Source organism: Streptomyces sp. NPDC046866 (genome assembly GCF_040704625.1).
Classification (GTDB): domain Bacteria; phylum Actinomycetota; class Actinomycetes; order Streptomycetales; family Streptomycetaceae; genus Streptomyces.
The window spans coordinates 271,717-293,588 of the sequence record NZ_JBEYXN010000003.1; the positions used below are offsets into that span (position 1 = coordinate 271,717).

A 21,872-nucleotide genomic window follows, 5' to 3' on the forward strand; every position below is an offset into this window, starting at 1 on the left:
ACGTGAAACCGAATCGTGTGCGGGGTGCGGCCCTGGCCCTGCTCCTCGGGGCCTCGGCGTCATGGGGCCTGCCGGGAGCCGCGGCCGGAGCCGCAGCCGGATCCCTGCCCGCCGACGGCGGGGCCGCGCTGTACCGGCTGGCCCTGACGCCCGGCGGCCGGGGCACGGCGGGGCTCGACCGGCAGCGGACCAGGCCCTTCGCCCTGCTGGGCGTCTCGTGGACGGACCCTTCCGCGGAGCTCGCGGGCACCGTCGAAGCCCGCACCCGGGACGCCGCGACCGGCCGCTGGTCGCCCTGGACCGCCCTGGAGCCGGTCGCGCCCGGCCTCGACGGCCCGCGCCCGGGGGCCCGCGGCTCCACCGAACCCGTCTGGGTCGGCCCGTCCGACGGCGCCGAGGTCCGCATCCGCGGGCGCGGGGCCCTGCCGGCCGGTCTGGAGGCGGCCCTGGTCGACCCCGGCCCGGACCCGGCGTCCCCGGCGCAGCGGAGCGGCCCCGCGTCCGCCCGCCGGCAGCCCCCGGCCCCGCGGCCGGCGCCGCCCGGGCCGGCCTCCACCGCCCCCCGGCCGGCCGTGGTGCCGCGCATCGCCTGGGGCGCCGACGAGACCCTGGACACCGAGGGGCCGGTCTACCTGCCCGGAGGCCGCATCAAGGCGGTCTTCGTCCACCACACCGCCGACGCCCGTCCGTACGACTGCGCGCAGTCCGCGGCGATCGTCCGGGCCATCCACGTCTTCCACGTGAAGGCCAACGGCTGGCGCGACATCGGCTACAACTTCCTGGTCGACCGGTGCGGCACGGTCTTCGAGGGCCGGCAGGGCGGCATCGACCGCCCTGTCCGCGGCGCGCACACCGGCGGCTGGAACGCGGAGTCGTCCGGCATCGCCGTGCTCGGCGAGCACACCGCCGAAGGGGCCCCGCCGGCCGCCCTGGCCGCGGTCGCGCGGGTCGCCGCGTACAAGCTGGGCCAGTACGGCGGCGTCCTCGACGGCACCACGACGCTGACCGCGGGCGCCACGCAGAGGAACTTCTCCGGCGCCTCCTTCACGGCCGGGCGGGCGTATCCCTTCCGGGCGGTCTCCGGCCACCGCGACGGCTTTGCCACCGAGTGCCCGGGCGACGCCCTGTATGCACAGCTGGAGCGGATCAGGACGGCGGACGCCGTGTCCGGCTGGTGAGCCGCTGCGCGGAGCCGCTTCCCCTCCCCGCCCCTTGCCGCTGTGCCGGATGTGCGACTCCGCCGCGCGGCGTGCCCTGCGGCCCCGGATCCCGCGCCTCAAACGCGGACGAGGCTGGACATGCGCGAAGCGCCCGGAACGAGGCCCCGCCTGCGTGCCGCTGTTTGACCACTCAGCGTCGCGGGGTATTCTCTTCGGCCCGATTGGCGCACTACGTGTCTTGTATGGCAGACTACTCGGGTTGCTCGGCTGAGTGTCGATGCTGCGCGCCTCCCGCCGGGAGGACCGGAAGCGAGTCCCACGGTACTCGTCGCCTTTATCTGCCTCTCGGGGCAGCAATGGGGCGGACGTACGGGAATCTTCCGGGAAGCGTCAGCACGGTGCAGGCCAGGCGCTCGGAGGGTGTTTCTCCCCCGATCCGCGGTCCAGGCACCGCACCCCCTGAGAAGGGAATTTCCGTGTGGGAATTTTCTTGGCGGGAGTGCGACACGCCCGACCGCGGGGGTCGGAGAGAAGCGGTGGAGTGATCCACAGCCGCCCGAGGGCCAGAGCGTTTCCACAAGAGACAGGACTACGGAGTAGCCATGGCGGGACAGAAGATCCGCATCCGGCTCAAGGCCTACGACCACGAGGTCATCGACTCCTCGGCGAAGAAGATCGTCGAGACGGTGACCCGCACTGGTGCGTCGGTCGCGGGCCCGGTGCCGCTGCCCACTGAGAAGAACGTGTACTGCGTCATCAAGTCGCCGCACAAGTACAAGGACTCGCGCGAGCACTTCGAGATGCGCACGCACAAGCGCCTGATCGACATCCTCGACCCGACGCCCAAGACCGTTGACTCGCTGATGCGCCTGGACCTTCCGGCCGGCGTCGACATCGAGATCAAGCTCTGAGAGGCGTCGAGAAGATGGCAAAGCAGATCAAGGGCGTCCTGGGCGAGAAGCTCGGCATGACCCAGGTCTGGGACGAGAACAACCGCGTCGTCCCGGTCACCGTCGTCAAGGCCGGTCCCTGCGTCGTCACCCAGGTCCGTACGAACGACACCGACGGCTACGAGTCGGTCCAGATCGCCTTCGGCGAGATCGACCCGCGCAAGGTGAACAAGCCCCTCAAGGGCCACTTCGCCAAGGCCGACGTCACCCCCCGCCGCCACCTGGTGGAGCTCCGCACCTCCGACGCCGCCGAGTACACGCTCGGCCAGGAGATCACCGCGGCCGTGTTCGAGTCCGGCGTCAAGGTTGACGTCACGGGCAAGAGCAAGGGCAAGGGCTTCGCCGGTGTCATGAAGCGCCACAACTTCCGGGGCCTCGGCGCCGGTCACGGTGTGCAGCGCAAGCACCGCTCCCCCGGTTCGATCGGTGGCTGCGCCACCCCTGGGCGCGTCTTCAAGGGCGTGCGCATGGCTGGTCGTATGGGCAACGAGCGCGTCACCACCCAGAACCTGACCATCCACGCGGTGGACGCGGAGAAGGGTCTGCTCCTCATCAAGGGCGCGGTCCCCGGTCCGAACGGCGGCCTCGTCCTGGTCCGTACCGCGGCCAAGGGGGCTTGAGGTAATGAGCACCATTGACATCCTTTCGCCGGCAGGCGACAAGGCCGGTACCGTCGAGCTCCCCGCGGAGATCTTCGACGCGAAGACCAGCGTTCCGCTGATCCACCAGGTCGTTGTCGCGCAGCTGGCCGCGGCCCGTCAGGGCACGCACAAGACCAAGACCCGTGGCGAAGTCCGTGGTGGTGGCAAGAAGCCTTACCGCCAGAAGGGCACCGGCCGCGCCCGTCAGGGTTCGACCCGCGCTCCGCAGTTCGCCGGCGGTGGCGTCGTCCACGGCCCCGTGCCGCGTGACTACTCGCAGCGGACCCCGAAGAAGATGAAGGCCGCCGCCCTCCGCGGTGCCCTCTCGGACCGTGCGCGTCACTCCCGCATCCACGTCATCACCGGCGTGGTCGAGGGTGCCGTCTCCACCAAGGCCGCGAAGACGCTGTTCGGCAAGATCACGGAGCGCAAGAACCTGCTCCTGGTCGCCGAGCGCTCCGACGAGGCCGCGTGGCTGTCCGCCCGCAACCTGCCCCAGGTGCACATCCTGGAGCCGGGCCAGCTGAACACGTACGACGTGATCGTCTCCGACGACGTGGTCTTCACCCAGGCCGCGCTGGAGTCCTTCGTGTCTGGCCCCAAGGCCGATGAGACCGAAGGGAGCGACGCCTGATGTCCGAGGCGACCGTTACCAGCAAGACCTTCACTGACCCGCGCGACCTGCTGATCAAGCCGGTTGTCTCGGAGAAGAGCTACGCGCTGCTGGACGAGAACAAGTACACGTTCATCGTCGCGCCCGGCGCCAACAAGACCCAGATCAAGCAGGCCGTCGAGGCGGTCTTCTCGGTCAAGGTCACCGGGGTCAACACGATCAACCGTCAGGGCAAGCGCAAGCGCACCCGCACCGGTTTCGGCAAGCGTGCCAACACCAAGCGCGCCATCGTGACCCTCGCTGAGGGCGACCGTATCGACATCTTCGGCGGCCAGGCCTCCTAACGGAGTCCTGAGTCGTCCGGAATCGGACGAGGACTGAGAAATGGGTATCCGCAAGTACAAGCCGACGACCCCGGGCCGTCGTGGCTCCAGCGTCGCCGACTTTGTCGAGATCACGCGGTCCACGCCGGAGAAGTCGCTGGTCCGCCCCCTGCACAGCAAGGGCGGCCGTAACAACACCGGTCGTGTGACCGTTCGCCACCAGGGCGGTGGCCACAAGCGCGCCTACCGCGTGATCGACTTCCGTCGTCACGACAAGGACGGCGTGCCGGCCAAGGTCGCGCACATCGAGTACGACCCCAACCGCACCGCGCGCATCGCGCTGCTGCACTACGCCGACGGCGAGAAGCGCTACATCATCGCGCCGCGCGGCCTGCAGCAGGGCGACCGGATTGAGAACGGCCCGACGGCCGACATCAAGCCCGGCAACAACCTGGCGCTGCGCAACATCCCGGTCGGTACGACCATCCACGCCATCGAGCTGCGTCCCGGCGGCGGCGCGAAGTTCGCCCGCTCCGCGGGTGCCTCCGTGCAGCTGCTGGCGAAGGAGGGCACCATGGCCCACCTTCGTATGCCGTCCGGTGAGATCCGTCTCGTCGACGCGCGCTGCCGCGCCACGGTCGGCGAGGTCGGCAACGCCGAGCAGTCGAACATCAACTGGGGCAAGGCCGGCCGCATGCGCTGGAAGGGCGTCCGCCCGACCGTCCGCGGTGTCGCGATGAACCCGGTTGACCACCCGCACGGTGGTGGTGAGGGCAAGACCTCCGGTGGTCGCCACCCGGTCAGCCCGTGGGGTCAGAAGGAGGGTCGTACTCGTTCGCCGAAGAAGGCTTCGAACAAGTACATCGTCCGCCGCCGCAAGACGAACAAGAAGCGCTAGGAGCGGGTTTAGATGCCGCGCAGTCTCAAGAAGGGACCCTTCGTTGACGGCCACCTCCTGAAGAAGGTGGACGCCCAGAACGAAGCCGGTACCAAGAACGTCATCAAGACCTGGTCCCGTCGCTCGATGATCATCCCCAGCATGCTGGGTCACACGATCGCGGTGCACAACGGCAAGACGCACGTCCCGGTGTTCGTCACCGAGTCCATGGTCGGCCACAAGCTCGGCGAGTTCTCGCCGACTCGCACCTTCCGCGGCCACGTCAAGGAAGACCGGAAGTCGAAGCGCCGCTAGAAGCGGGGTGGGAACGACTATGACTTACACCGAAGGGACAACCATGGAAGCCAGGGCCCAGGCGCGGTACATCCGCGTCACGCCCATGAAGGCCCGCCGCGTGGTGGACCTCATCCGTGGCATGGATGCCACGGAGGCTCAGGCGGTCCTGCGTTTCGCCCCGCAGGCCGCGAGCGTGCCGGTCGGCAAGGTGCTGGACAGCGCCATTGCCAACGCCGCGCACAACTACAACCACACGGACGCCTCCTCGCTGTTCATCAGCGAGGCGTTCGTTGACGAAGGCCCGACCCTGAAGCGGTTCCGTCCGCGCGCCCAGGGCCGTGCCTACCGGATCCGCAAGCGGACCAGCCACATCACCGTGGTCGTCAGCAGCAAGGAAGGAACCCGGTAATGGGCCAGAAGGTAAACCCGCACGGGTTCCGGCTCGGCATCACCACCGACTTCAAGTCGCGCTGGTACGCCGACAAGCTGTACAAGGACTACGTCAAGGAAGACGTCGCCATCCGTCGGATGATGACGTCCGGCATGGAGCGCGCCGGCATCTCGAAGGTTGAGATCGAGCGCACCCGTGACCGCGTGCGTGTGGACATCCACACCGCTCGTCCGGGCATCGTCATCGGCCGCCGCGGCGCCGAGGCCGACCGCATCCGCGGTGACCTCGAGAAGCTCACCGGCAAGCAGGTCCAGCTGAACATCCTCGAGGTCAAGAACCCCGAGCTCGACGCTCAGCTGGTTGCCCAGGCCGTGGCCGAGCAGCTGTCCTCCCGCGTCTCCTTCCGCCGTGCCATGCGCAAGAGCATGCAGGGCACCATGAAGGCCGGCGCCAAGGGCATCAAGATCCAGTGTGGTGGCCGTCTCGGCGGCGCCGAGATGTCCCGGTCCGAGTTCTACCGCGAGGGTCGTGTGCCGCTGCACACGCTGCGCGCGAACGTGGACTACGGCTTCTTCGAGGCCAAGACCACCTTCGGCCGCATCGGCGTGAAGGTCTGGATCTACAAGGGCGACGTCAAGAACATCGCCGAGGTTCGCGCCGAGAACGCTGCGGCCCGCGCGGGTAACCGCCCGGCCCGTGGTGCCGGCGCTGGCGACCGTCCCGCCGGCCGTGGTGGCCGCGGTGGCGAGCGCGGCGGCCGTGGTGGCCGCAAGCCGCAGCAGGCTGCTGCTGCCGAGGCCCCCAAGGCCGAGGCCGCTGCCGCCGCTCCGGCCGAGAGCACCGGAACGGAGGCCTGACCGACATGCTGATCCCTCGTAGGGTCAAGCACCGCAAGCAGCACCACCCCAAGCGCGGAGGCGTTTCCAAGGGTGGCACTGAGGTCGCATTCGGCGAGTACGGCATCCAGGCGCTGACCCCGGCGTACGTGACCAACCGTCAGATCGAGGCCGCGCGTATCGCGATGACCCGCCACATCAAGCGTGGCGGCAAGGTCTGGATCAACATCTACCCGGACCGTCCGCTCACGAAGAAGCCCGCCGAGACCCGCATGGGTTCCGGTAAGGGTTCCCCGGAGTGGTGGATCGCGAACGTGCACCCCGGCCGGGTCATGTTCGAGCTGTCCTACCCGAACGAGAAGATTGCGCGTGAGGCTCTGACTCGTGCGGCCCACAAGCTGCCGATGAAGTGCCGGATCGTCAAGCGCGAGGCAGGTGAGTCGTGATGGCGGCCGGTACCAAGGCGTCGGAACTGCGCGAGCTGGGCAACGAGGAGCTCGTTGCCAAGCTGCGTGAGGCCAAGGAAGAGCTGTTCAAGCTCCGCTTCCAGGCGGCGACCGGACAGCTCGAGAACAACGGCCGGCTCAAGGCCGTCCGCAAGGACATCGCCCGGATCTACACCCTGATGCACGAGCGCGAGCTCGGCATCGAGACGGTGGAGAACGCCTGATGAGCGAGAAGAACGTGACTGAGAAGACCGAGCGCGGCTTCCGCAAGACCCGTGAGGGCCTGGTCGTCAGCGACAAGATGGACAAGACCGTCGTCGTCGCCGTCGAGGACCGCGTCAAGCACGCGCTGTACGGCAAGGTCATCCGCCGTACGAACAAGCTCAAGGCTCACGACGAGCAGAACGCTGCCGGTGTCGGCGACCGCGTCCTCATCATGGAGACGCGTCCGCTGTCGGCGAGCAAGCGCTGGCGCATCGTCGAGATCCTCGAGAAGGCCAAGTAATCAGTCCGGGGGCCTTCCCCCGGATTCGTTCCGCCAGGCTCGGCAGGGGTCCCGGAAACGGGCCCCTGCCGGGAACCGGCAGACAAACAGGAGATAGACGTGATCCAGCAGGAGTCGCGGCTTCGTGTCGCCGACAACACTGGTGCCAAGGAGATCCTTTGCATCCGTGTTCTCGGTGGCTCCGGCCGCCGCTACGCGGGCATCGGTGACGTCATCGTCGCCACCGTCAAGGACGCGATCCCCGGTGGCAACGTGAAGAAGGGTGACGTCGTCAAGGCGGTCATCGTTCGCACCGTCAAGGAGCGCCGCCGCCAGGACGGCTCGTACATCCGCTTCGACGAGAACGCCGCCGTCATTCTGAAGAACGACGGCGACCCTCGCGGCACCCGTATCTTCGGCCCCGTGGGCCGTGAGCTGCGCGAGAAGAAGTTCATGAAGATCATCTCGCTCGCGCCGGAGGTGCTGTAAGCATGAAGATCAAGAAGGGCGACCTGGTCCAGGTCATCACCGGCAAGGACAAGGGCAAGCAGGGCAAGGTCGTCGCGGCCTTCCCCGCCGAGAACCGCGTCCTGGTCGAGGGTGTCAACCGGGTCAAGAAGCACACCAAGGCTGGTCCGAACCAGGCCGGCGGCATCGTGATCACCGAGGCCCCCGTCCACGTTTCGAACGTCCAGCTGGTCGTGGAGAAGGACGGCAAGAAGGTCGTCACCCGCGTCGGTTACCGCTTCGACGACGAGGGCAACAAGATCCGCGTTGCCAAGCGCACGGGTGAGGACATCTGATGGCTACCACTCCGCGTCTGAAGACGAAGTACCGCGAGGAGATCGCGGGCAAGCTGCGTGACGAGTTCAAGTACGAGAACGTCATGCAGATCCCCGGCCTCGTGAAGATCGTGGTCAACATGGGTGTGGGCGACGCCGCCCGCGACTCCAAGCTGATCGACGGCGCCATTCGCGACCTCACCACGATCACCGGTCAGAAGCCGGCCGTCACCAAGGCCCGCAAGTCCATCGCGCAGTTCAAGCTGCGCGAGGGTCAGCCGATCGGTGCCCACGTCACCCTCCGTGGCGACCGCATGTGGGAGTTCCTGGACCGCACCCTGTCGCTCGCGCTGCCGCGCATCCGCGACTTCCGCGGCCTGTCCCCGAAGCAGTTCGACGGCCGTGGCAACTACACCTTCGGTCTCACGGAGCAGGTCATGTTCCACGAGATCGACCAGGACAAGATCGACCGCGTCCGGGGTATGGACATCACCGTGGTGACCACGGCGACCAACGACGCTGAGGGCCGTGCGCTCCTTCGTCACCTCGGCTTCCCGTTCAAGGAGGCGTAAGCGAGATGGCGAAGAAGGCTCTGATCGCGAAGGCTGCCCGCAAGCCCAAGTTCGGTGTGCGTGCGTACACCCGCTGCCAGCGTTGCGGCCGCCCCCACTCCGTGTACCGCAAGTTCGGCCTGTGCCGCGTGTGCCTTCGTGAGATGGCTCACCGTGGCGAGCTGCCGGGCGTGACCAAGAGCTCCTGGTAATCCCTTCACCCTTTGGGTGTTGAGGGTTCCGGACGCTCTCGGTAAGCATCTGGGTCGGCGGAGTGCCCAGCCCCATGGCGTAGGCTATTGGGGTTGGGCGCCCGCCGCCCGTCGACTTACTACGCCGTAGGTCCCCGCGCCGCACCCGTCCCGCCCCTGTGTGGGGAGAGGGATGGCGCATACAGGAAACCCCGGCGAGAGAGGCCGAAGGCCGATTCATGACCATGACTGACCCGATCGCAGACATGCTCACGCGTCTGCGTAACGCTAACTCGGCGTACCACGACTCCGTCGTGATGCCGCACAGCAAGATCAAGTCGCACATCGCGGAAATCCTCAAGCAGGAGGGTTTCATCACCGGCTGGAAGGTCGAGGACGCCGAGGTCGGCAAGAACCTCGTCCTCGAGCTGAAGTTCGGTCCGAACCGCGAGCGCTCGATCGCCGGCATCAAGCGAATCTCGAAGCCGGGTCTGCGTGTGTACGCGAAGTCCACCAACCTGCCGAAGGTCCTCGGCGGCCTGGGCGTGGCGATCATCTCCACGTCCCACGGTCTCCTGACCGGCCAGCAGGCGCAGAAGAAGGGCGTGGGTGGGGAAGTCCTCGCCTACGTCTGGTAGTCGGGAACGGAGGAAAAGCTATGTCTCGTATCGGCAAGCTCCCCATCCCGGTTCCCGCCGGCGTGGACGTCACCATCGATGGCCGCACGGTCGCGGTGAAGGGCCCCAAGGGTCTCCTCTCCCACACCGTTGCCGCCCCCATCGAGATCGTTAAGGGCGAGGACGGCACCCTGTCCGTCACCCGTCCGAACGACGAGCGTCAGAACAAGGCCCTCCACGGCCTGTCCCGCACGCTGGTGGCCAACATGATCACCGGTGTGACCCAGGGATACACCAAGGCGCTCGAGATCAGCGGTGTCGGTTACCGCGTTGCCGCGAAGGGCTCCGGTCTGGAGTTCCAGCTCGGCTACAGCCACCCGATCGTGGTGGAGGCCCCCGAGGGGATCTCCTTCAAGGTCGAGTCGCCGACCAAGTTCTCGGTCGAGGGCATCGACAAGCAGAAGGTCGGCGAGGTCGCCGCCAACATCCGCAAGCTGCGGAAGCCCGACCCGTACAAGGCCAAGGGCGTCAAGTACGCGGGCGAGGTCATCCGCCGCAAGGTCGGAAAGGCTGGTAAGTAAAGCCATGGCATACGGTGTGAAGATCGCCAAGGGCGACGCTTACAAGCGCGCTGCGAAGGCGCGCCGCCACATCCGCATCCGCAAGAGCATCTCGGGTACGGCGGAGCGTCCGCGTCTCGTCGTGACCCGCTCGAACCGCGGTATCACCGCTCAGGTCATCGACGACCTCCAGGGCCACACCCTGGCGTCGGCGTCGCACCTGGACGCGTCGATCCGCGGCGGCGAGGGTGACAAGTCCGCGCAGGCCAAGCAGGTCGGTGCCCTGGTCGCCGAGCGCGCCAAGGCCGCCGGTGTCGAGGCCGTCGTGTTCGACCGCGGTGGCAACAGGTACGCCGGGCGCATTGCCGCTCTGGCTGACGCCGCCCGCGAAGCCGGGCTGAAGTTCTAAGCCCCGGTTCCGGGACTCACGGACGTAACAGAGAGAGGTAATCCAATGGCTGGACCCCAGCGCCGCGGCAGCGGTGCCGGTGGCGGCGAGCGGCGGGACCGGAAGGGTCGCGACGGTGGCGCTGCCGCCGAGAAGACCGCTTACGTTGAGCGCGTTGTCGCGATCAACCGTGTCGCCAAGGTTGTGAAGGGTGGTCGTCGCTTCAGCTTCACCGCGCTGGTCGTGGTGGGCGACGGTGACGGCACCGTGGGTGTCGGTTACGGCAAGGCCAAGGAAGTTCCCGCGGCCATCGCCAAGGGTGTCGAGGAGGCGAAGAAGAACTTCTTCCGCGTCCCCCGCATCCAGGGCACCATCCCGCACCCGATCCAGGGCGAGAAGGCGGCCGGCGTTGTCCTGCTGAAGCCTGCTTCCCCCGGTACCGGTGTTATCGCCGGTGGCCCGGTGCGCGCCGTTCTGGAGTGCGCCGGCGTTCACGACATCCTGTCGAAGTCGCTCGGCTCCGACAACGCGATCAACATCGTGCACGCGACCGTGGAGGCCCTCAAGGGCCTGCAGCGTCCCGAGGAGATCGCGGCCCGCCGCGGTCTGCCGCTCGAGGACGTCGCCCCCGCGGCTCTGCTCCGTGCGCGTGCAGGGGCGGGTGTGTGATGGCTCGCCTCAAGATCACGCAGACGAAGTCGTACATCGGTAGCAAGCAGAACCACCGCGACACCCTGCGTTCGCTCGGGCTCAAGCGCCTGAACGACGTGGTCGTCAAGGAGGACCGCCCCGAGTTCCGCGGCATGGTGCACACCGTCCGCCACCTCGTGACGGTTGAGGAGGTTGACTAATCATGGCTGAGAGCAGCCCGCTGAAGGCCCACAACCTCCGTCCCGCCCCCGGCGCCAAGACCGCGAAGACCCGTGTGGGTCGCGGTGAGGCCTCGAAGGGTAAGACGGCCGGTCGTGGTACCAAGGGTACGAAGGCCCGTTACCAGGTTCCGCAGCGCTTCGAGGGTGGGCAGATGCCCCTCCACATGCGCCTGCCGAAGCTGAAGGGCTTCAAGAACCCGTTCCGCACCGAGTTCCAGGTCGTGAACCTGGACAAGCTGGCCGCGCTCTACCCGCAGGGTGGCGAGGTCACGGTGGCCGACCTGGTCGCCAAGGGTGCGGTTCGCAAGAACCAGCTCGTCAAGGTCCTGGGCCAGGGCGAGATCTCCGTTGCGCTGCAGGTTTCGGTTGACGCCGTCTCCGGCTCCGCCAAGGAGAAGATCGCCGCCGCCGGCGGCACCGTCACCGAGCTCGTCTAAGACGAACCGCGTGACAGATAGCGAGTAAAACCCGACCGGGGATGCCTCACATATGGGGCATCCCCGGTTGGTCGTTCCACGGGGGGCGCAGTCGCCGGTAAGGTGGCCTGCACCTTTGCATGTACGTATTCGTCGAACCTCAGACCGTCACCTCTGACGCAGTAGCGCGGGGGTCGCAGGAGGCACCGTGCTCACCGCGTTCGCCCGGGCGTTCAAGACGCCCGACCTGCGCAAGAAGCTGCTCTTCACGCTCGGCATCATCGTGCTGTTCCGGCTCGGGTCCCACATCCCGGTACCCGGCGTGAGCTACAAGAACGTCCAGATCTGTGTCGACCAGGCCGGGAGCAGCAACAGCCTCTTCGGTCTCGTCAACATGTTCAGCGGCGGTGCGCTGCTGCAGATCACGGTGTTCGCGCTCGGGATCATGCCGTACATCACGGCGAGCATCATCCTGCAGCTGCTGACCGTGGTCATCCCGAAGCTCGAGAACCTCAAGAAAGAGGGCCAGGCCGGCACTGCGAAGATCACGCAGTACACGCGCTACCTGACGGTCGCGCTCGCGATCCTCCAGGGCACGGGTCTCGTCGCCACCGCCCGCACCGGCGCCCTCTTCCAGGGCTGCCAGGTCGCGAGCCAGATCGTGCCCAACCGCTCGATCTTCACCACCGTCACGATGGTCATCACCATGACCGCCGGCACCTGCGTGGTCATGTGGCTCGGCGAGCTCATCACCGACCGCGGCATCGGCAACGGCATGTCGATCCTGATGTTCATCTCGATCGCCGCCGGCTTCATCGGCGCCCTGTGGCAGATCAAGCTCCAGGGCAAGATCGCCGACGGCTGGGTCGAGTTCGGCGTGGTGATCCTGGTCGGCCTGGCGATGGTCGCGCTGGTGGTCTTCGTGGAGCAGGCCCAGCGCCGCATCCCGGTCCAGTACGCGAAGCGCATGATCGGGCGCCGCGCGTACGGCGGCACCTCGACCTACATCCCGCTCAAGGTGAACCAGGCGGGTGTGATTCCGGTCATCTTCGCCTCGTCGCTGCTGTACATCCCCGCGCTGATCGTTCAGTTCAGCGGATCCACCGCAGACTGGGCGATCTGGATCCAAAAGCACTTCGTCAAGGGCGACCACCCGTACTACATCGCCGCCTACTTCCTCCTGATCGTCTTCTTCGCGTTCTTCTACGTGGCGATTTCGTTCAACCCCGAGGAAGTTGCAGACAACATGAAGAAGTATGGTGGGTTCATCCCGGGTATCCGCGCCGGTCGACCCACCGCCGAGTACCTGAGCTACGTGCTCAACCGGATCACCTGGCCGGGATCGCTGTACCTGGGTCTCATCGCTCTTGTGCCGACGATGGCGTTGGCCGGCTTCGGAGCGAACCAGAACTTCCCGTTCGGCGGGACGAGCATCCTCATCATCGTGGGTGTGGGTCTGGAAACCGTGAAGCAGATCGAGAGCCAGCTCCAGCAGCGTAACTACGAAGGGTTCCTCCGCTGATGCGTATCGTCCTCGTCGGACCGCCCGGTGCGGGCAAGGGAACGCAGGCCGCGTTCCTTGCGAAGAACCTGTCGATCCCGCACATCTCCACGGGCGACCTGTTCCGGGCCAACATCAGCCAGAACACCGAGCTGGGCCGGCGTGCCAAGGCGTTCATGGACGCCGGCGACCTCGTCCCGGACGAGATCACCATCGGCATGGCCAAGGACCGGATGGAGCAGCCGGACGCCGCGAACGGCTTCCTGCTCGACGGCTTCCCGCGCAACGTCTCGCAGGCCGAGGCGCTGGACAAGATGCTGCAGGCGGCGGGCATGACCCTCGACGCCGTCCTCGACCTGGAGGTCGAGGAGGACGAGGTCGTCAAGCGCATCGCCGGCCGCCGGATCTGCCGCAACGACTCCGCCCACGTCTTCCACGTCGCGTACGCCGCGCCGAAGACCGAGGGCGTGTGCGACCAGTGCGGCGGCGAGCTGTACCAGCGCGACGACGACTCCGAGGCCACGGTCCGCAACCGGCTGGAGGTCTACCACACGCAGACCGAGCCGATCATCGACTACTACAAGGCCCAGGGCCTGCTGGTGACCATCCCGGCCCTCGGCGAGGTCGCGGACGTCACGCAGCGGGCGATGGACGCCCTGAAGAAGTAGTACCCCTGTGGTGCAGGTACGGCCGCGGTGTCCGGTGGACGCCGCGGCCGTACTGTTGAGTGAACCAGAACACGGCAGATCCGAAGGTGGAAGCGTCCCATGGTCCAGATCAAGACCCCCGAGCAGATCGCGAAGATGCGCGAGGCAGGGCTGGTCGTCGCCGCGATCCACGCGGCGACCCGCGAGGCGGCCGTTCCGGGCGCCACGACGCGGGATCTGGACATGGTCGCCCGCAAGGTGATCGCGGACGCCGGCGCCAAGTCGAACTTCCTCGGCTACGGCGGCTTCCCCGCGACCATCTGCACCTCGGTCAACGAGGTCGTCGTCCACGGCATCCCTGACGACAAGACGGTCCTCAAGGACGGCGACATCATCTCCATCGACGCCGGCGCCATCGTCGACGGCTGGCACGGCGACGCGGCCTACACGGCGTTCGTGGGCACCGGACACGCTCCGGAGCTGCTCAAGCTCTCCCGGGTGACCGAGGAGTCGATGTGGGCCGGCATCGCCGCGATGAAGAACGGCAACCGGCTCGTGGACATCTCCAAGGCCATCGAGGGCTACATCCGGCGCCAGCCGCGGCCCTCGTCCGGCAAGTACGGGATCATCGAGGACTACGGCGGCCACGGCATCGGCTCCGAGATGCACATGGACCCGCACCTGCTGAACTACGTCTCGCGCAAGCGGGGCAAGGGCATCAAGCTGGTCCCGGGCGTCTGCCTGGCCATCGAGCCGATGGTCTCGCTCGGAACCGCCCGTACGGAGGTCCTGGCGGACGACTGGACGGTCATCACCACGGACGGCACCTGGTCCTCGCACTGGGAGCACTCCGTGGCCCTGACGGAGGCCGGTCCGATCGTCCTGACCAGCCCGGACTGCGGCAAGGCGAAGCTGGCGGAGTACGGGGTCACGACGGCCCCGGACCCGCTCGCTTAATGATCTAGACTCATGGGCAAACTTTCCGGATTCGTCTTTCTGGGTGCCCTGACGTAGACTGACTCGTCGGCTTACGTGCATTCCCATGCCCGTAGCGCCGATCAAGGTAGCCGATTCGAAAGGCGAAGCGTGGCCAAGAAGCAAGGTGCCATCGAGATCGAGGGCACCGTGATCGAGTCCCTCCCGAACGCAATGTTCAAGGTGGAACTGCAGAACGGTCACAAGGTCCTCGCGCACATCAGCGGCAAGATGCGCATGCACTACATCCGCATCCTCCCCGATGACCGGGTCGTGGTGGAGCTCTCCCCGTACGACCTGACGCGTGGCCGGATCGTCTACCGATACAAGTAGATCTTGCTCTCACTCCTGCCTGGGCTGATGTCCCGGTGCGGGTGGTGGCACTGACCCGGAGAACCTCAGACACATGAAGGTCAAGCCGAGCGTCAAGAAGATCTGCGACAAGTGCAAGGTGATCCGCCGTCACGGCCGGGTCATGGTCATCTGCGACAACCTGCGCCACAAGCAGCGCCAGGGCTGACGCACGCCGACCGACCTGCACTTCGCAGTTCTTCGCGCGACGTAAGAAAAACGTACATACGCAGAACCCGCCCAGCCCTGCACGGGCCGGCGACACCTCCGGCGGGGGCCGGGGACCCGGACGTACCACCACTCCTTCGGGTGGTCGGCGGTCGGGATCGGTTCTGCGGAAGACCCCCGAACACACAGGAGCCATTGCATGGCACGCGTTTCCGGTGTTGACATCCCGCGCGAAAAGCGCGTGGAGATCGCACTCACCTACGTCTTCGGTATCGGGCGCACCCGGTCCAAGGAGATCCTCGCCTCCACCGGCGTGAACCCGAACACCCGCGTTCGTGACCTGGCCGAAGAGGACCTCGTCAAGATCCGCGAGTACGTGGACGCCAACCTCCGTACCGAGGGTGACCTCCGCCGCGAGATCCAGGGCGACATCCGCCGCAAGATCGAGATCCAGTGCTACCAGGGCATCCGCCACCGTCGCGGCCTCCCGGTGCACGGTCAGCGCACCAGCACCAACGCGCGTACCCGCAAGGGCCCGCGTCGCGCGATCGCCGGTAAGAAGAAGCCGGGCAAGAAGTAGTCCTGTTCAGCGGTCTTGCGCTGTAGGACCGACCACCTCCCGTAGGAGTAAGAGATGCCCCCCAAGGGTCGTCAGGGCGCTGCCAAGAAGGTGCGCCGCAAGGAAAAGAAGAACGTCGCTCACGGGCACGCCCACATCAAGAGCACGTTCAACAACACGATCGTCTCGATCACGGACCCGTCCGGCAACGTGATCTCCTGGGCCTCCGCCGGCCACGTCGGCTTCAAGGGCTCGCGCAAGTCCACCCCCTTCGCCGCGCAGATGGCCGCCGAGTCGGCCGCCCGCCGCGCGCAGGAGCACGGCATGCGCAAGGTCGACGTCTTCGTCAAGGGTCCGGGCTCCGGCCGTGAGACCGCGATCCGCTCCCTGCAGGCCACCGGCCTCGAGGTGGGCTCGATCCAGGACGTCACCCCCACCCCGCACAACGGCTGCCGCCCGCCGAAGCGCCGCCGCGTCTGACGCAGCGACGCCTGTGCGTCCTTGAGTGTCCGGGCGGTACGTCCCCTTCGGGGGCCGTGCCGCCCGTACCCTTGCAGTACCGCTGTATCCGTACAGCACATGTCGGACGTCAAATAGTGGGCGTCCACGACTGAAGGAAAAAGACATGCTTATCGCTCAGCGTCCTTCGCTGACCGAAGAGGTCGTCGACGAGTACCGCTCGCGGTTCGTGATCGAGCCGCTCGAGCCGGGCTTCGGCTACACCCTCGGCAACTCCCTGCGCCGTACCCTCCTGTCCTCGATCCCGGGTGCCGCTGTCACCAGCATCCGCATCGACGGTGTCCTGCACGAGTTCACCACCGTGCCGGGCGTCAAGGAGGACGTGACCGACCTCATCCTCAACATCAAGCAGCTGGTCGTCTCCTCGGAGCACGACGAGCCGGTCGTGATGTACCTGCGCAAGCAGGGTCCCGGCCTGGTCACCGCTGCCGACATCGCGCCCCCGGCCGGTGTCGAGGTGCACAACCCGGACCTGGTCCTCGCCACCCTCAACGGCAAGGGCAAGCTGGAGATGGAGCTGACCGTCGAGCGCGGTCGCGGCTACGTCTCCGCCGTCCAGAACAAGCAGGTGGGCCAGGAGATCGGCCGCATCCCGGTCGACTCCATCTACTCGCCGGTTCTGAAGGTCACCTACAAGGTCGAGGCGACCCGAGTCGAGCAGCGCACCGACTTCGACAAGCTGATCGTCGACGTCGAGACCAAGCAGGCCATGCGCCCGCGCGACGCCATGGCGTCCGCCGGCAAGACCCTGGTCGAGCTGTTCGGTCTGGCCCGCGAGCTCAACATCGACGCCGAGGGCATCGACATGGGGCCGTCCCCGACGGACGCCGCCCTGGCCGCCGACCTGGCGCTGCCGATCGAGGAGCTCGAGCTCACGGTCCGCTCGTACAACTGCCTCAAGCGCGAGGGCATCCACTCCGTGGGTGAGCTCGTCGCCCGCTCCGAGGCCGACCTGCTCGACATCCGCAACTTCGGTGCGAAGTCGATCGACGAGGTCAAGGCGAAGCTGGCCGGCATGGGCCTGGCCCTGAAGGACAGCCCGCCCGGGTTCGACCCGACCGCCGCCGCCGACGCCTTCGGCGCGGACGACGACGCCGACGCCGGCTTCGTCGAGACCGAGCAGTACTGATAAAGCTTGTGGGGGGCTCACGCCCCCCACACCAGCCCTCTTGCGACCGCCTGAGGGAACTGACACCGGTACCTGACACGGCCGGTGCAGATACGAAGGAGTAACACCATGCCGCGTCCCGCAAAGGGTGCCCGTCTGGGCGGCAGCGCTGCGCACGAGAAGCACCTGCTCGCGAACCTCGCGAAGGCGCTCTTCGAGCACGGCCGCATCACGACGACCGAGGCCAAGGCCCGCCGCCTGCGCCCCGTCGCCGAGCGTCTGATCACCAAGGCGAAGAAGGGCGACATCCACAACCGTCGCCTGGTCCTCCAGACGATCACGGACAAGAGCATCGTCCACACGCTCTTCACCGAGATCGCCCCGCGCTTCGAGAACCGCCCCGGTGGTTACACGCGCATCACCAAGATCGGCAACCGTCGCGGCGACAACGCCCCGATGGCGGTCATCGAGCTCGTCGAGGCCCTGACCGTGGCCCAGCAGGCCACCGGTGAGGCCGAGGCCGCCACCAAGCGTGCGGCCAAGGAGGCCGAGGCTGCCGCCGAGGCCCCCGCCGAGGTCGAGGAGACCAAGGAGGCCTGATCCTGCGGGATCGCGCCTGCCTGATCGGCTCTGAGCGGGCCCGCCCCTTTCCGGGGCGGGCCCGTTCTGCATGAGGTGAGCACGTGGTGAAGAGATCGAGCCTGAGAGGATCGCTCACGTGAGTGACGAGGTGGAGCCCGGGCACGTCCGGGTGCGGCTGGACCTGTCGTACGACGGCACCGACTTCTCCGGCTGGGCGAAGCAGCGCACGCTGCGCACCGTCCAGGGCGAGCTGGAGTCGGCCCTGCAGACCGTGATGCGGCTGCCCCACCCGGTCGAGCTGACCGTGGCCGGGCGGACCGACGCCGGCGTGCACGCGCGCGGGCAGGTCGCCCAGTTCGACCTGGCCGAGGAGGTGTGGGCCGAGCACGGCGACAAGCTGCTGCGGCGCCTCGCCGGCCGCCTGCCGCGCGACGTACGGGTGTGGAAGGTGGCCGAGGCCCCCCCGGGCTTCAACGCCCGCTTCTCGGCCGTCTGGCGCCGCTACGCCTACCGCGTCGGCGACCACCAGGGCGGCGTCGACCCGCTGCGCCGCAACCACGTGCTGTGGCACCCCTGGCCGCTGGACGTGGACGCCATGAACGAGGCCTCGCTCGCGCTCCTCGGCGAGCACGACTTCGCCGCGTACTGCCGCAGGCGCGAGGGCGCCACCACCATCCGCACCCTCCAGCAGCTCGCCTGGGAGCGCGGCGAGGACGGCATCGTCACCGCGACCGTCCGCGCGGACGCGTTCTGCCACAACATGGTCCGCTCGCTGGTGGGCGCCCTGCTCCACGTCGGCGACGGACACCGCCCGACCGACTGGCCGGTCAAGGTCCTGCGGGCCGCCGTACGCGACTCCTCGGTGCACGTGGTCAAGCCGCACGGGCTCACCCTGGAGGAGGTCGGCTACCCGGCGGACGAGCTGCTGGCCGCCCGCAGCAAGGAGGCCCGCAACATGCGCACCCTCCCGGGCGCCGGCTGCTGCTAATCCGTTTGGGCGGACCGGCGGCCGCCCGGGACAATGCCCGGCATGGGACATCTCGAAGCCAGCCACCTGGAGTACTACCTTCCCGACGGGCGGGTCCTGCTCCCCGACGTCTCCTTCCGCGTGGGGGAGGGGGCGGTGGTGGCCCTCGTCGGGGCGAACGGCGCCGGCAAGACCACCCTGCTGAAGCTGATCTCCGGTGAGCTCCAGCCGCACGGCGGCGCCGTCACCCACAGCGGCGGCCTCGGCGTGATGTCCCAGTTCGTGGGTTCGGTGCGGGACGAGACCACCGTACGGGACCTGCTGGTCTCGGTGTCCCAGCCGCGGATCCGGGAGGCGGCGAAGGCCGTCGACCACGCCGAGCACCTGATCATGACGGTGGACGACGAGGCCGCCCAGATGGCCTACGCCCAAGCGCTCAGCGACTGGGCCGACGTCCAGGGCTACGAGGCGGAGACGCTCTGGGACGTCTGCACCACGGCCGCGCTGGGCGTCCCGTACGACCGCGCCCAGTTCCGCGAGGTGCGCACGCTCTCCGGCGGTGAGCAGAAGCGGCTCGTCCTGGAGGCGCTGCTGCGCGGGCCGGACGAGGTGCTCCTGCTCGACGAGCCGGACAACTACCTCGACGTCCCCGGCAAGCGGTGGCTGGAGGAGCAGCTGCGGGCCACCCGCAAGACGGTCCTGTTCGTCTCCCACGACCGGGAGCTGCTGACCCAGGCCGCCCAGAAGATCATCAGCCTGGAGGCGAGCCCGATGGGCTCCGACGTCTGGGTGCACGGTGCGGGCTTCGGCACCTACCACGAGGCCCGCAAGGAGCGCTTCGCCCGCTTCGAGGAGCTCAAGCGGCGCTGGGACGAGGAGCACGCCCGGCTGAAGGCGCTGGTGCTGCGGCTGCGCAACCAGGCCGCGAGCAGCCCCGACATGGCCTCGCGGTACCGGGCGATGCAGACCCGCTTCCAGAAGTTCGAGGAGGCCGGCCCGCCGCCGGAGCCGCCGCGGGAGCAGGAGATCACCATGCGGCTCAAGGGCGGCCGGACGGGCGTGCGCGCGCTCACGGTGGAGAACCTGGAGCTGACCGGCCTGATGAAGCCGTTCTCCCTGGAGGTTTTCTACGGGGAGCGGGTCGCGGTGCTCGGCTCGAACGGCTCCGGCAAATCGCACTTCCTGCGGCTGCTGGCGGGCGAGGACGTCAAGCACACCGGTGCCTGGAAGCTGGGCGCACGGGTGGTTCCCGGCCACTTCGCGCAGACGCACGCCCACCCGGAGCTGTTCGGCCGCACGCTCGTCGACATCCTGTGGACGGAGGCGGCCAAGCCGCTGGGCCAGGCGATGGGGGCGCTGCGCCGCTACGAGCTGGAGCGGCAGGCGGAGCAGCCGTTCGAGAGGCTCTCGGGCGGCCAGCAGGCGCGGTTCCAGATCCTGCTGCTGGAGCTGGCCGGGACCACGGCTCTGCTGCTGGACGAGCCGACCGACAACCTGGACCTGGAGTCGGCGGAGGCCCTGCAGGACGGTCTGGAGTCCTACGAGGGCACCGTGCTGTGCGTGACGCACGACCGCTGGTTCGCCCGCACGTTTGACCGTTACCTGGTCTTCGGTTCGGACGGTGTGGTGCGGGAGACTGCTGAGCCTGTCTGGGACGAACGTAGGGTCGAGCGGAAGCGCTAGGGGGACCGCCCCCGAGCGGGTCGATCGGGAGGCGTTGTGCGGCTGCGGCCTGGCATCTGGCTCAGGGAACGGCACGACCCGGCGGCCCGGCGGCGGGCGCGGGCCTGGCTGCTGCGGCCGGCGCCCCGCTCCTGGGTGGCCCTGTGCCTCGCCGTGGTGCTCGGGACGGCGGTCGCGGTGAGCCTGCGGGACAACTGGGGCTCGGACAACGCCTTCGTCGTCAAGGCCGCCGACACGCTGCTGGCCGGCGGCTCCCCGTACGAGGACAAGCGGTTCCTCTACCTGCCGAGCGCCGTGCTCCTGGCGGTGCCCGAGGCGCTGGTGCCGCGCGGGGTGCTGCGCTGGGTGCTCCCGGTCGGCATGTCGGCGCTGGTGGCCGCGGGCTGGTGGGCGTCCCTGCGGCTGTTCTCCGTGCCGGCGCGCTCCCGCTTCGCGGTCGGCGGCTTCGCGCTGCTGGCCCTCGGATTCAAGCCGTACGCGAACCTCGTCCTGATCGGGAACTGGACGGCCCTCTCCGCGGCCGCCCTGCCCCTGGCCCTGCTGCTCGCGCACCGGCGGTCCTGGACGGCCGCGGGCCTGGTGGTGGGGCTCGCCATCGCCTGCAAGCCGATGCTCGTGCCGGTCGGGCTGCTGTTCGTGCTGGCCCGGCAGTGGCGGGGGCTGGCGGCGGCCGCGGGCCTCCCGCTGGGCCTGTCGCTGCTGGGCGCGCTGGTCATGCCGAGGCCGACGCTGTTCTTCACCAAGACCCTGCCGTTCCTGCTGGCCGGGCAGGACGCGTACGCCCTGCCCTGGGACGCCTCGCCGATCGCGGTGCTGCCCCGGCTGGGGGTGCCCGGGCCGGTGGCGGTGGCGGTGGCCTTCGCCGGTGCCGGCGCCGGGCTGTGGGCGGCTTGGCGGCGCTGGCGGCGGCCGGACCGCGCGGAGGCCGACGGGGGAGAGCTGAGGCTGGCGGAGACGGCGTGCATGGTGATGCTCGCCGCATTCCTGGTCTCGCGGCCCTCCTTCGACCACTACCTGCTGGTGGTGCTTCCGCTGCTGCTGGCCTCGGGGGTGCGACCGGGCTCGATGCCCCGCTCGCCCTGGTTCTGGCTGGCCCTGGCGCCCCAGGCGGCGCTGGTGCCGTGGCCCTCCGAGCTGGCCCACAAGCGGCGCGCGTTCCGGGACATGGCGACCCTGTGCGCCCTCGCGGCTCTGCTGGCGGGTCGTGCGCTGCGCTCCGCTCGGGTTATCCTGAAACCCGTAACAACTGCGGGGTCCCCACCCAGGACCGAACCGGAGTGCGCCGCGACGCCAGCAGAACCGGCATCGCGGACCGCGTTTTGACCCAAACGGGTCTGCTTGGGTATTCTGCTGGTTTGTTATGCGTATGGGCTTTCTCATTCTCACGTGAAAGGGCCTTACGCCGGTCCACCGGACC

General features: G+C 68.2%; 34 protein-coding genes. All 34 read left to right on the plus strand.

Annotated features, from left to right (window positions below; genetic code table 11):
• Positions 1-2 precede the first annotated feature (2 nt).
• The 34 genes from AB0953_RS07205 (at position 3) to AB0953_RS07370 (ending at position 21,778) form a co-directional block, all read left to right on the plus strand.
• Positions 3-1,178, plus strand: a complete 1,176-nt coding sequence (locus AB0953_RS07205; protein WP_366858411.1) for an N-acetylmuramoyl-L-alanine amidase — start codon at positions 3-5, stop codon at positions 1,176-1,178.
• A 584-nt stretch (positions 1,179-1,762) separates the two neighbouring features.
• The gene (gene rpsJ, locus AB0953_RS07210; protein ID WP_003948644.1) at positions 1,763-2,071 is read left to right on the plus strand and encodes a 30S ribosomal protein S10; all 309 of its coding nucleotides are present in this window, start codon (positions 1,763-1,765) and stop codon (positions 2,069-2,071) included.
• 14 nt (positions 2,072-2,085) lie between these two features.
• Positions 2,086-2,730, plus strand: coding sequence for a 50S ribosomal protein L3 (gene rplC, locus AB0953_RS07215; protein ID WP_366858412.1), 645 nt, complete (start codon positions 2,086-2,088; stop codon positions 2,728-2,730).
• A 4-nt stretch (positions 2,731-2,734) separates the two neighbouring features.
• The gene (gene rplD / locus AB0953_RS07220; protein ID WP_366858413.1) at positions 2,735-3,385 is read left to right on the plus strand and encodes a 50S ribosomal protein L4; all 651 of its coding nucleotides are present in this window, start codon (positions 2,735-2,737) and stop codon (positions 3,383-3,385) included.
• Entirely contained in the window at positions 3,385-3,708 is a 324-nt protein-coding gene (gene rplW / locus AB0953_RS07225; RefSeq protein ID WP_114053736.1) for a 50S ribosomal protein L23, read from the plus strand. The genes rplD and rplW overlap by 1 nt, the downstream gene beginning before the upstream one ends.
• 40 nt (positions 3,709-3,748) lie before the next feature.
• Positions 3,749-4,585 carry a 50S ribosomal protein L2 gene (gene rplB, locus AB0953_RS07230; RefSeq protein ID WP_114053737.1) on the plus strand — a complete coding sequence of 279 codons (837 nt, stop codon included), beginning with the start codon at positions 3,749-3,751 and terminating at the stop codon, positions 4,583-4,585.
• Positions 4,586-4,597: 12 nt separating this feature from the next.
• Positions 4,598-4,879 carry a 30S ribosomal protein S19 gene (rpsS, locus tag AB0953_RS07235; RefSeq protein WP_114053738.1) on the plus strand — a complete coding sequence of 94 codons (282 nt, stop codon included), beginning with the start codon at positions 4,598-4,600 and terminating at the stop codon, positions 4,877-4,879.
• Positions 4,880-4,922: 43 nt separating this feature from the next.
• Positions 4,923-5,270 (plus strand): 50S ribosomal protein L22, encoded by a 348-nt coding sequence (gene rplV, locus AB0953_RS07240; RefSeq protein WP_030201575.1) that lies wholly within the window; start codon positions 4,923-4,925, stop codon positions 5,268-5,270.
• On the plus strand, positions 5,270-6,109 hold the full coding sequence (gene rpsC, locus AB0953_RS07245; RefSeq protein WP_114053739.1) for a 30S ribosomal protein S3: 840 nt from the start codon (positions 5,270-5,272) through the stop codon (positions 6,107-6,109). The genes rplV and rpsC overlap by 1 nt, the downstream gene beginning before the upstream one ends.
• Positions 6,110-6,114: 5 nt before the next feature.
• Positions 6,115-6,534, plus strand: coding sequence for a 50S ribosomal protein L16 (rplP, locus tag AB0953_RS07250; RefSeq protein WP_125540843.1), 420 nt, complete (start codon positions 6,115-6,117; stop codon positions 6,532-6,534).
• Positions 6,534-6,758, plus strand: a complete 225-nt coding sequence (gene rpmC, locus AB0953_RS07255; RefSeq protein ID WP_125540842.1) for a 50S ribosomal protein L29 — start codon at positions 6,534-6,536, stop codon at positions 6,756-6,758. Before rplP ends, rpmC begins: the two co-directional genes overlap by 1 nt.
• On the plus strand, positions 6,758-7,039 hold the full coding sequence (gene rpsQ, locus AB0953_RS07260; protein ID WP_079429300.1) for a 30S ribosomal protein S17: 282 nt from the start codon (positions 6,758-6,760) through the stop codon (positions 7,037-7,039). The genes rpmC and rpsQ overlap by 1 nt, the downstream gene beginning before the upstream one ends.
• A gap of 99 nt (positions 7,040-7,138) precedes the next feature.
• Complete coding sequence (gene rplN / locus AB0953_RS07265) at positions 7,139-7,507, plus strand: 50S ribosomal protein L14 (protein WP_003956455.1); 369 nt, start codon at positions 7,139-7,141, stop codon at positions 7,505-7,507.
• Between the two features lie 2 nt (positions 7,508-7,509).
• Entirely contained in the window at positions 7,510-7,821 is a 312-nt protein-coding gene (gene rplX, locus AB0953_RS07270) for a 50S ribosomal protein L24 (RefSeq protein WP_360624186.1), read from the plus strand.
• A complete protein-coding gene (gene rplE / locus AB0953_RS07275; RefSeq protein WP_351878340.1) occupies positions 7,821-8,372 on the plus strand; it encodes a 50S ribosomal protein L5 in 552 nt (183 codons plus the stop codon). The genes rplX and rplE overlap by 1 nt, the downstream gene beginning before the upstream one ends.
• A gap of 5 nt (positions 8,373-8,377) precedes the next feature.
• Positions 8,378-8,563 (plus strand): type Z 30S ribosomal protein S14, encoded by a 186-nt coding sequence (locus tag AB0953_RS07280; RefSeq protein ID WP_003956452.1) that lies wholly within the window; start codon positions 8,378-8,380, stop codon positions 8,561-8,563.
• Between the two features lie 218 nt (positions 8,564-8,781).
• Positions 8,782-9,180 carry a 30S ribosomal protein S8 gene (gene rpsH, locus AB0953_RS07285; RefSeq protein ID WP_042812335.1) on the plus strand — a complete coding sequence of 133 codons (399 nt, stop codon included), beginning with the start codon at positions 8,782-8,784 and terminating at the stop codon, positions 9,178-9,180.
• A gap of 20 nt (positions 9,181-9,200) precedes the next feature.
• Positions 9,201-9,740, plus strand: coding sequence for a 50S ribosomal protein L6 (rplF, locus tag AB0953_RS07290; RefSeq protein ID WP_366858414.1), 540 nt, complete (start codon positions 9,201-9,203; stop codon positions 9,738-9,740).
• 4 nt (positions 9,741-9,744) lie between these two features.
• Positions 9,745-10,128 (plus strand): 50S ribosomal protein L18, encoded by a 384-nt coding sequence (gene rplR, locus AB0953_RS07295; RefSeq protein WP_360624191.1) that lies wholly within the window; start codon positions 9,745-9,747, stop codon positions 10,126-10,128.
• A gap of 45 nt (positions 10,129-10,173) precedes the next feature.
• The gene (gene rpsE, locus AB0953_RS07300) at positions 10,174-10,776 is read left to right on the plus strand and encodes a 30S ribosomal protein S5 (RefSeq protein WP_361913662.1); all 603 of its coding nucleotides are present in this window, start codon (positions 10,174-10,176) and stop codon (positions 10,774-10,776) included.
• Positions 10,776-10,958 (plus strand): 50S ribosomal protein L30, encoded by a 183-nt coding sequence (gene rpmD, locus AB0953_RS07305; protein WP_005313525.1) that lies wholly within the window; start codon positions 10,776-10,778, stop codon positions 10,956-10,958. Before rpsE ends, rpmD begins: the two co-directional genes overlap by 1 nt.
• Before the next feature lie 2 nt (positions 10,959-10,960).
• Positions 10,961-11,416: a 50S ribosomal protein L15 gene (gene rplO / locus AB0953_RS07310; protein ID WP_366858415.1), complete on the plus strand. Its 456-nt coding sequence runs from the start codon at positions 10,961-10,963 to the stop codon at positions 11,414-11,416.
• A 187-nt stretch (positions 11,417-11,603) separates the two neighbouring features.
• Complete coding sequence (secY, locus tag AB0953_RS07315) at positions 11,604-12,917, plus strand: preprotein translocase subunit SecY (protein ID WP_366858416.1); 1,314 nt, start codon at positions 11,604-11,606, stop codon at positions 12,915-12,917.
• Positions 12,917-13,564 (plus strand): adenylate kinase, encoded by a 648-nt coding sequence (locus AB0953_RS07320; protein ID WP_366858417.1) that lies wholly within the window; start codon positions 12,917-12,919, stop codon positions 13,562-13,564. Before secY ends, AB0953_RS07320 begins: the two co-directional genes overlap by 1 nt.
• Positions 13,565-13,663: 99 nt before the next feature.
• Entirely contained in the window at positions 13,664-14,500 is an 837-nt protein-coding gene (gene map / locus AB0953_RS07325) for a type I methionyl aminopeptidase (RefSeq protein ID WP_366858418.1), read from the plus strand.
• Positions 14,501-14,629: 129 nt separating this feature from the next.
• Entirely contained in the window at positions 14,630-14,851 is a 222-nt protein-coding gene (gene infA / locus AB0953_RS07330; RefSeq protein ID WP_003956442.1) for a translation initiation factor IF-1, read from the plus strand.
• A gap of 73 nt (positions 14,852-14,924) precedes the next feature.
• The gene (gene rpmJ, locus AB0953_RS07335) at positions 14,925-15,038 is read left to right on the plus strand and encodes a 50S ribosomal protein L36 (protein WP_003956441.1); all 114 of its coding nucleotides are present in this window, start codon (positions 14,925-14,927) and stop codon (positions 15,036-15,038) included.
• A 198-nt stretch (positions 15,039-15,236) separates the two neighbouring features.
• Positions 15,237-15,617: a 30S ribosomal protein S13 gene (gene rpsM / locus AB0953_RS07340; protein WP_007265919.1), complete on the plus strand. Its 381-nt coding sequence runs from the start codon at positions 15,237-15,239 to the stop codon at positions 15,615-15,617.
• 54 nt (positions 15,618-15,671) lie between these two features.
• A complete protein-coding gene (gene rpsK, locus AB0953_RS07345; protein ID WP_003956432.1) occupies positions 15,672-16,076 on the plus strand; it encodes a 30S ribosomal protein S11 in 405 nt (134 codons plus the stop codon).
• Between the two features lie 145 nt (positions 16,077-16,221).
• Positions 16,222-17,244: a DNA-directed RNA polymerase subunit alpha gene (locus AB0953_RS07350; RefSeq protein ID WP_003956430.1), complete on the plus strand. Its 1,023-nt coding sequence runs from the start codon at positions 16,222-16,224 to the stop codon at positions 17,242-17,244.
• A 108-nt stretch (positions 17,245-17,352) separates the two neighbouring features.
• Positions 17,353-17,823: a 50S ribosomal protein L17 gene (gene rplQ, locus AB0953_RS07355; protein ID WP_366858419.1), complete on the plus strand. Its 471-nt coding sequence runs from the start codon at positions 17,353-17,355 to the stop codon at positions 17,821-17,823.
• A gap of 118 nt (positions 17,824-17,941) precedes the next feature.
• Positions 17,942-18,793: a tRNA pseudouridine(38-40) synthase TruA gene (gene truA, locus AB0953_RS07360; protein WP_366858420.1), complete on the plus strand. Its 852-nt coding sequence runs from the start codon at positions 17,942-17,944 to the stop codon at positions 18,791-18,793.
• 33 nt (positions 18,794-18,826) lie between these two features.
• Positions 18,827-20,455 (plus strand): ATP-binding cassette domain-containing protein, encoded by a 1,629-nt coding sequence (locus AB0953_RS07365; RefSeq protein WP_366858421.1) that lies wholly within the window; start codon positions 18,827-18,829, stop codon positions 20,453-20,455.
• Between the two features lie 36 nt (positions 20,456-20,491).
• Positions 20,492-21,778, plus strand: a complete 1,287-nt coding sequence (locus AB0953_RS07370) for a glycosyltransferase family 87 protein (protein WP_366858422.1) — start codon at positions 20,492-20,494, stop codon at positions 21,776-21,778.
• Positions 21,779-21,872: the final 94 nt, after the last annotated feature.

Excerpts from the sequence above, each read along its gene's own strand:
- rpsJ (WP_003948644.1), top strand. The coding sequence starts at position 1,763 with ATGGCGGGACAGAAGATCCGCATCCGGCTCAAGGCCTACGACCACGAG.
- rplC (WP_366858412.1), top strand. The coding sequence starts at position 2,086 with ATGGCAAAGCAGATCAAGGGCGTCCTGGGCGAGAAGCTCGGCATGACC.
- rplD (WP_366858413.1), top strand. The coding sequence starts at position 2,735 with ATGAGCACCATTGACATCCTTTCGCCGGCAGGCGACAAGGCCGGTACC.
- rplW (WP_114053736.1), top strand. The coding sequence starts at position 3,385 with ATGTCCGAGGCGACCGTTACCAGCAAGACCTTCACTGACCCGCGCGAC.
- rplB (WP_114053737.1), top strand. The coding sequence starts at position 3,749 with ATGGGTATCCGCAAGTACAAGCCGACGACCCCGGGCCGTCGTGGCTCC.
- rpsS (WP_114053738.1), top strand. The coding sequence starts at position 4,598 with ATGCCGCGCAGTCTCAAGAAGGGACCCTTCGTTGACGGCCACCTCCTG.
- rplV (WP_030201575.1), top strand. The coding sequence starts at position 4,923 with ATGGAAGCCAGGGCCCAGGCGCGGTACATCCGCGTCACGCCCATGAAG.
- rpsC (WP_114053739.1), top strand. The coding sequence starts at position 5,270 with ATGGGCCAGAAGGTAAACCCGCACGGGTTCCGGCTCGGCATCACCACC.
- rplP (WP_125540843.1), top strand. The coding sequence starts at position 6,115 with ATGCTGATCCCTCGTAGGGTCAAGCACCGCAAGCAGCACCACCCCAAG.
- rpmC (WP_125540842.1), top strand. The coding sequence starts at position 6,534 with ATGGCGGCCGGTACCAAGGCGTCGGAACTGCGCGAGCTGGGCAACGAG.
- rpsQ (WP_079429300.1), top strand. The coding sequence starts at position 6,758 with ATGAGCGAGAAGAACGTGACTGAGAAGACCGAGCGCGGCTTCCGCAAG.
- rplX (WP_360624186.1), top strand. The coding sequence starts at position 7,510 with ATGAAGATCAAGAAGGGCGACCTGGTCCAGGTCATCACCGGCAAGGAC.
- rplE (WP_351878340.1), top strand. The coding sequence starts at position 7,821 with ATGGCTACCACTCCGCGTCTGAAGACGAAGTACCGCGAGGAGATCGCG.
- AB0953_RS07280 (WP_003956452.1), top strand. The coding sequence starts at position 8,378 with ATGGCGAAGAAGGCTCTGATCGCGAAGGCTGCCCGCAAGCCCAAGTTC.
- rpsH (WP_042812335.1), top strand. The coding sequence starts at position 8,782 with ATGACCATGACTGACCCGATCGCAGACATGCTCACGCGTCTGCGTAAC.
- rplF (WP_366858414.1), top strand. The coding sequence starts at position 9,201 with ATGTCTCGTATCGGCAAGCTCCCCATCCCGGTTCCCGCCGGCGTGGAC.
- rplR (WP_360624191.1), top strand. The coding sequence starts at position 9,745 with ATGGCATACGGTGTGAAGATCGCCAAGGGCGACGCTTACAAGCGCGCT.
- rpsE (WP_361913662.1), top strand. The coding sequence starts at position 10,174 with ATGGCTGGACCCCAGCGCCGCGGCAGCGGTGCCGGTGGCGGCGAGCGG.
- rpmD (WP_005313525.1), top strand. The coding sequence starts at position 10,776 with ATGGCTCGCCTCAAGATCACGCAGACGAAGTCGTACATCGGTAGCAAG.
- rplO (WP_366858415.1), top strand. The coding sequence starts at position 10,961 with ATGGCTGAGAGCAGCCCGCTGAAGGCCCACAACCTCCGTCCCGCCCCC.
- AB0953_RS07320 (WP_366858417.1), top strand. The coding sequence starts at position 12,917 with ATGCGTATCGTCCTCGTCGGACCGCCCGGTGCGGGCAAGGGAACGCAG.
- map (WP_366858418.1), top strand. The coding sequence starts at position 13,664 with ATGGTCCAGATCAAGACCCCCGAGCAGATCGCGAAGATGCGCGAGGCA.
- rpmJ (WP_003956441.1), top strand. The coding sequence starts at position 14,925 with ATGAAGGTCAAGCCGAGCGTCAAGAAGATCTGCGACAAGTGCAAGGTG.
- rpsM (WP_007265919.1), top strand. The coding sequence starts at position 15,237 with ATGGCACGCGTTTCCGGTGTTGACATCCCGCGCGAAAAGCGCGTGGAG.
- rpsK (WP_003956432.1), top strand. The coding sequence starts at position 15,672 with ATGCCCCCCAAGGGTCGTCAGGGCGCTGCCAAGAAGGTGCGCCGCAAG.
- AB0953_RS07350 (WP_003956430.1), top strand. The coding sequence starts at position 16,222 with ATGCTTATCGCTCAGCGTCCTTCGCTGACCGAAGAGGTCGTCGACGAG.
- rplQ (WP_366858419.1), top strand. The coding sequence starts at position 17,353 with ATGCCGCGTCCCGCAAAGGGTGCCCGTCTGGGCGGCAGCGCTGCGCAC.
- AB0953_RS07365 (WP_366858421.1), top strand. The coding sequence starts at position 18,827 with ATGCCCGGCATGGGACATCTCGAAGCCAGCCACCTGGAGTACTACCTT.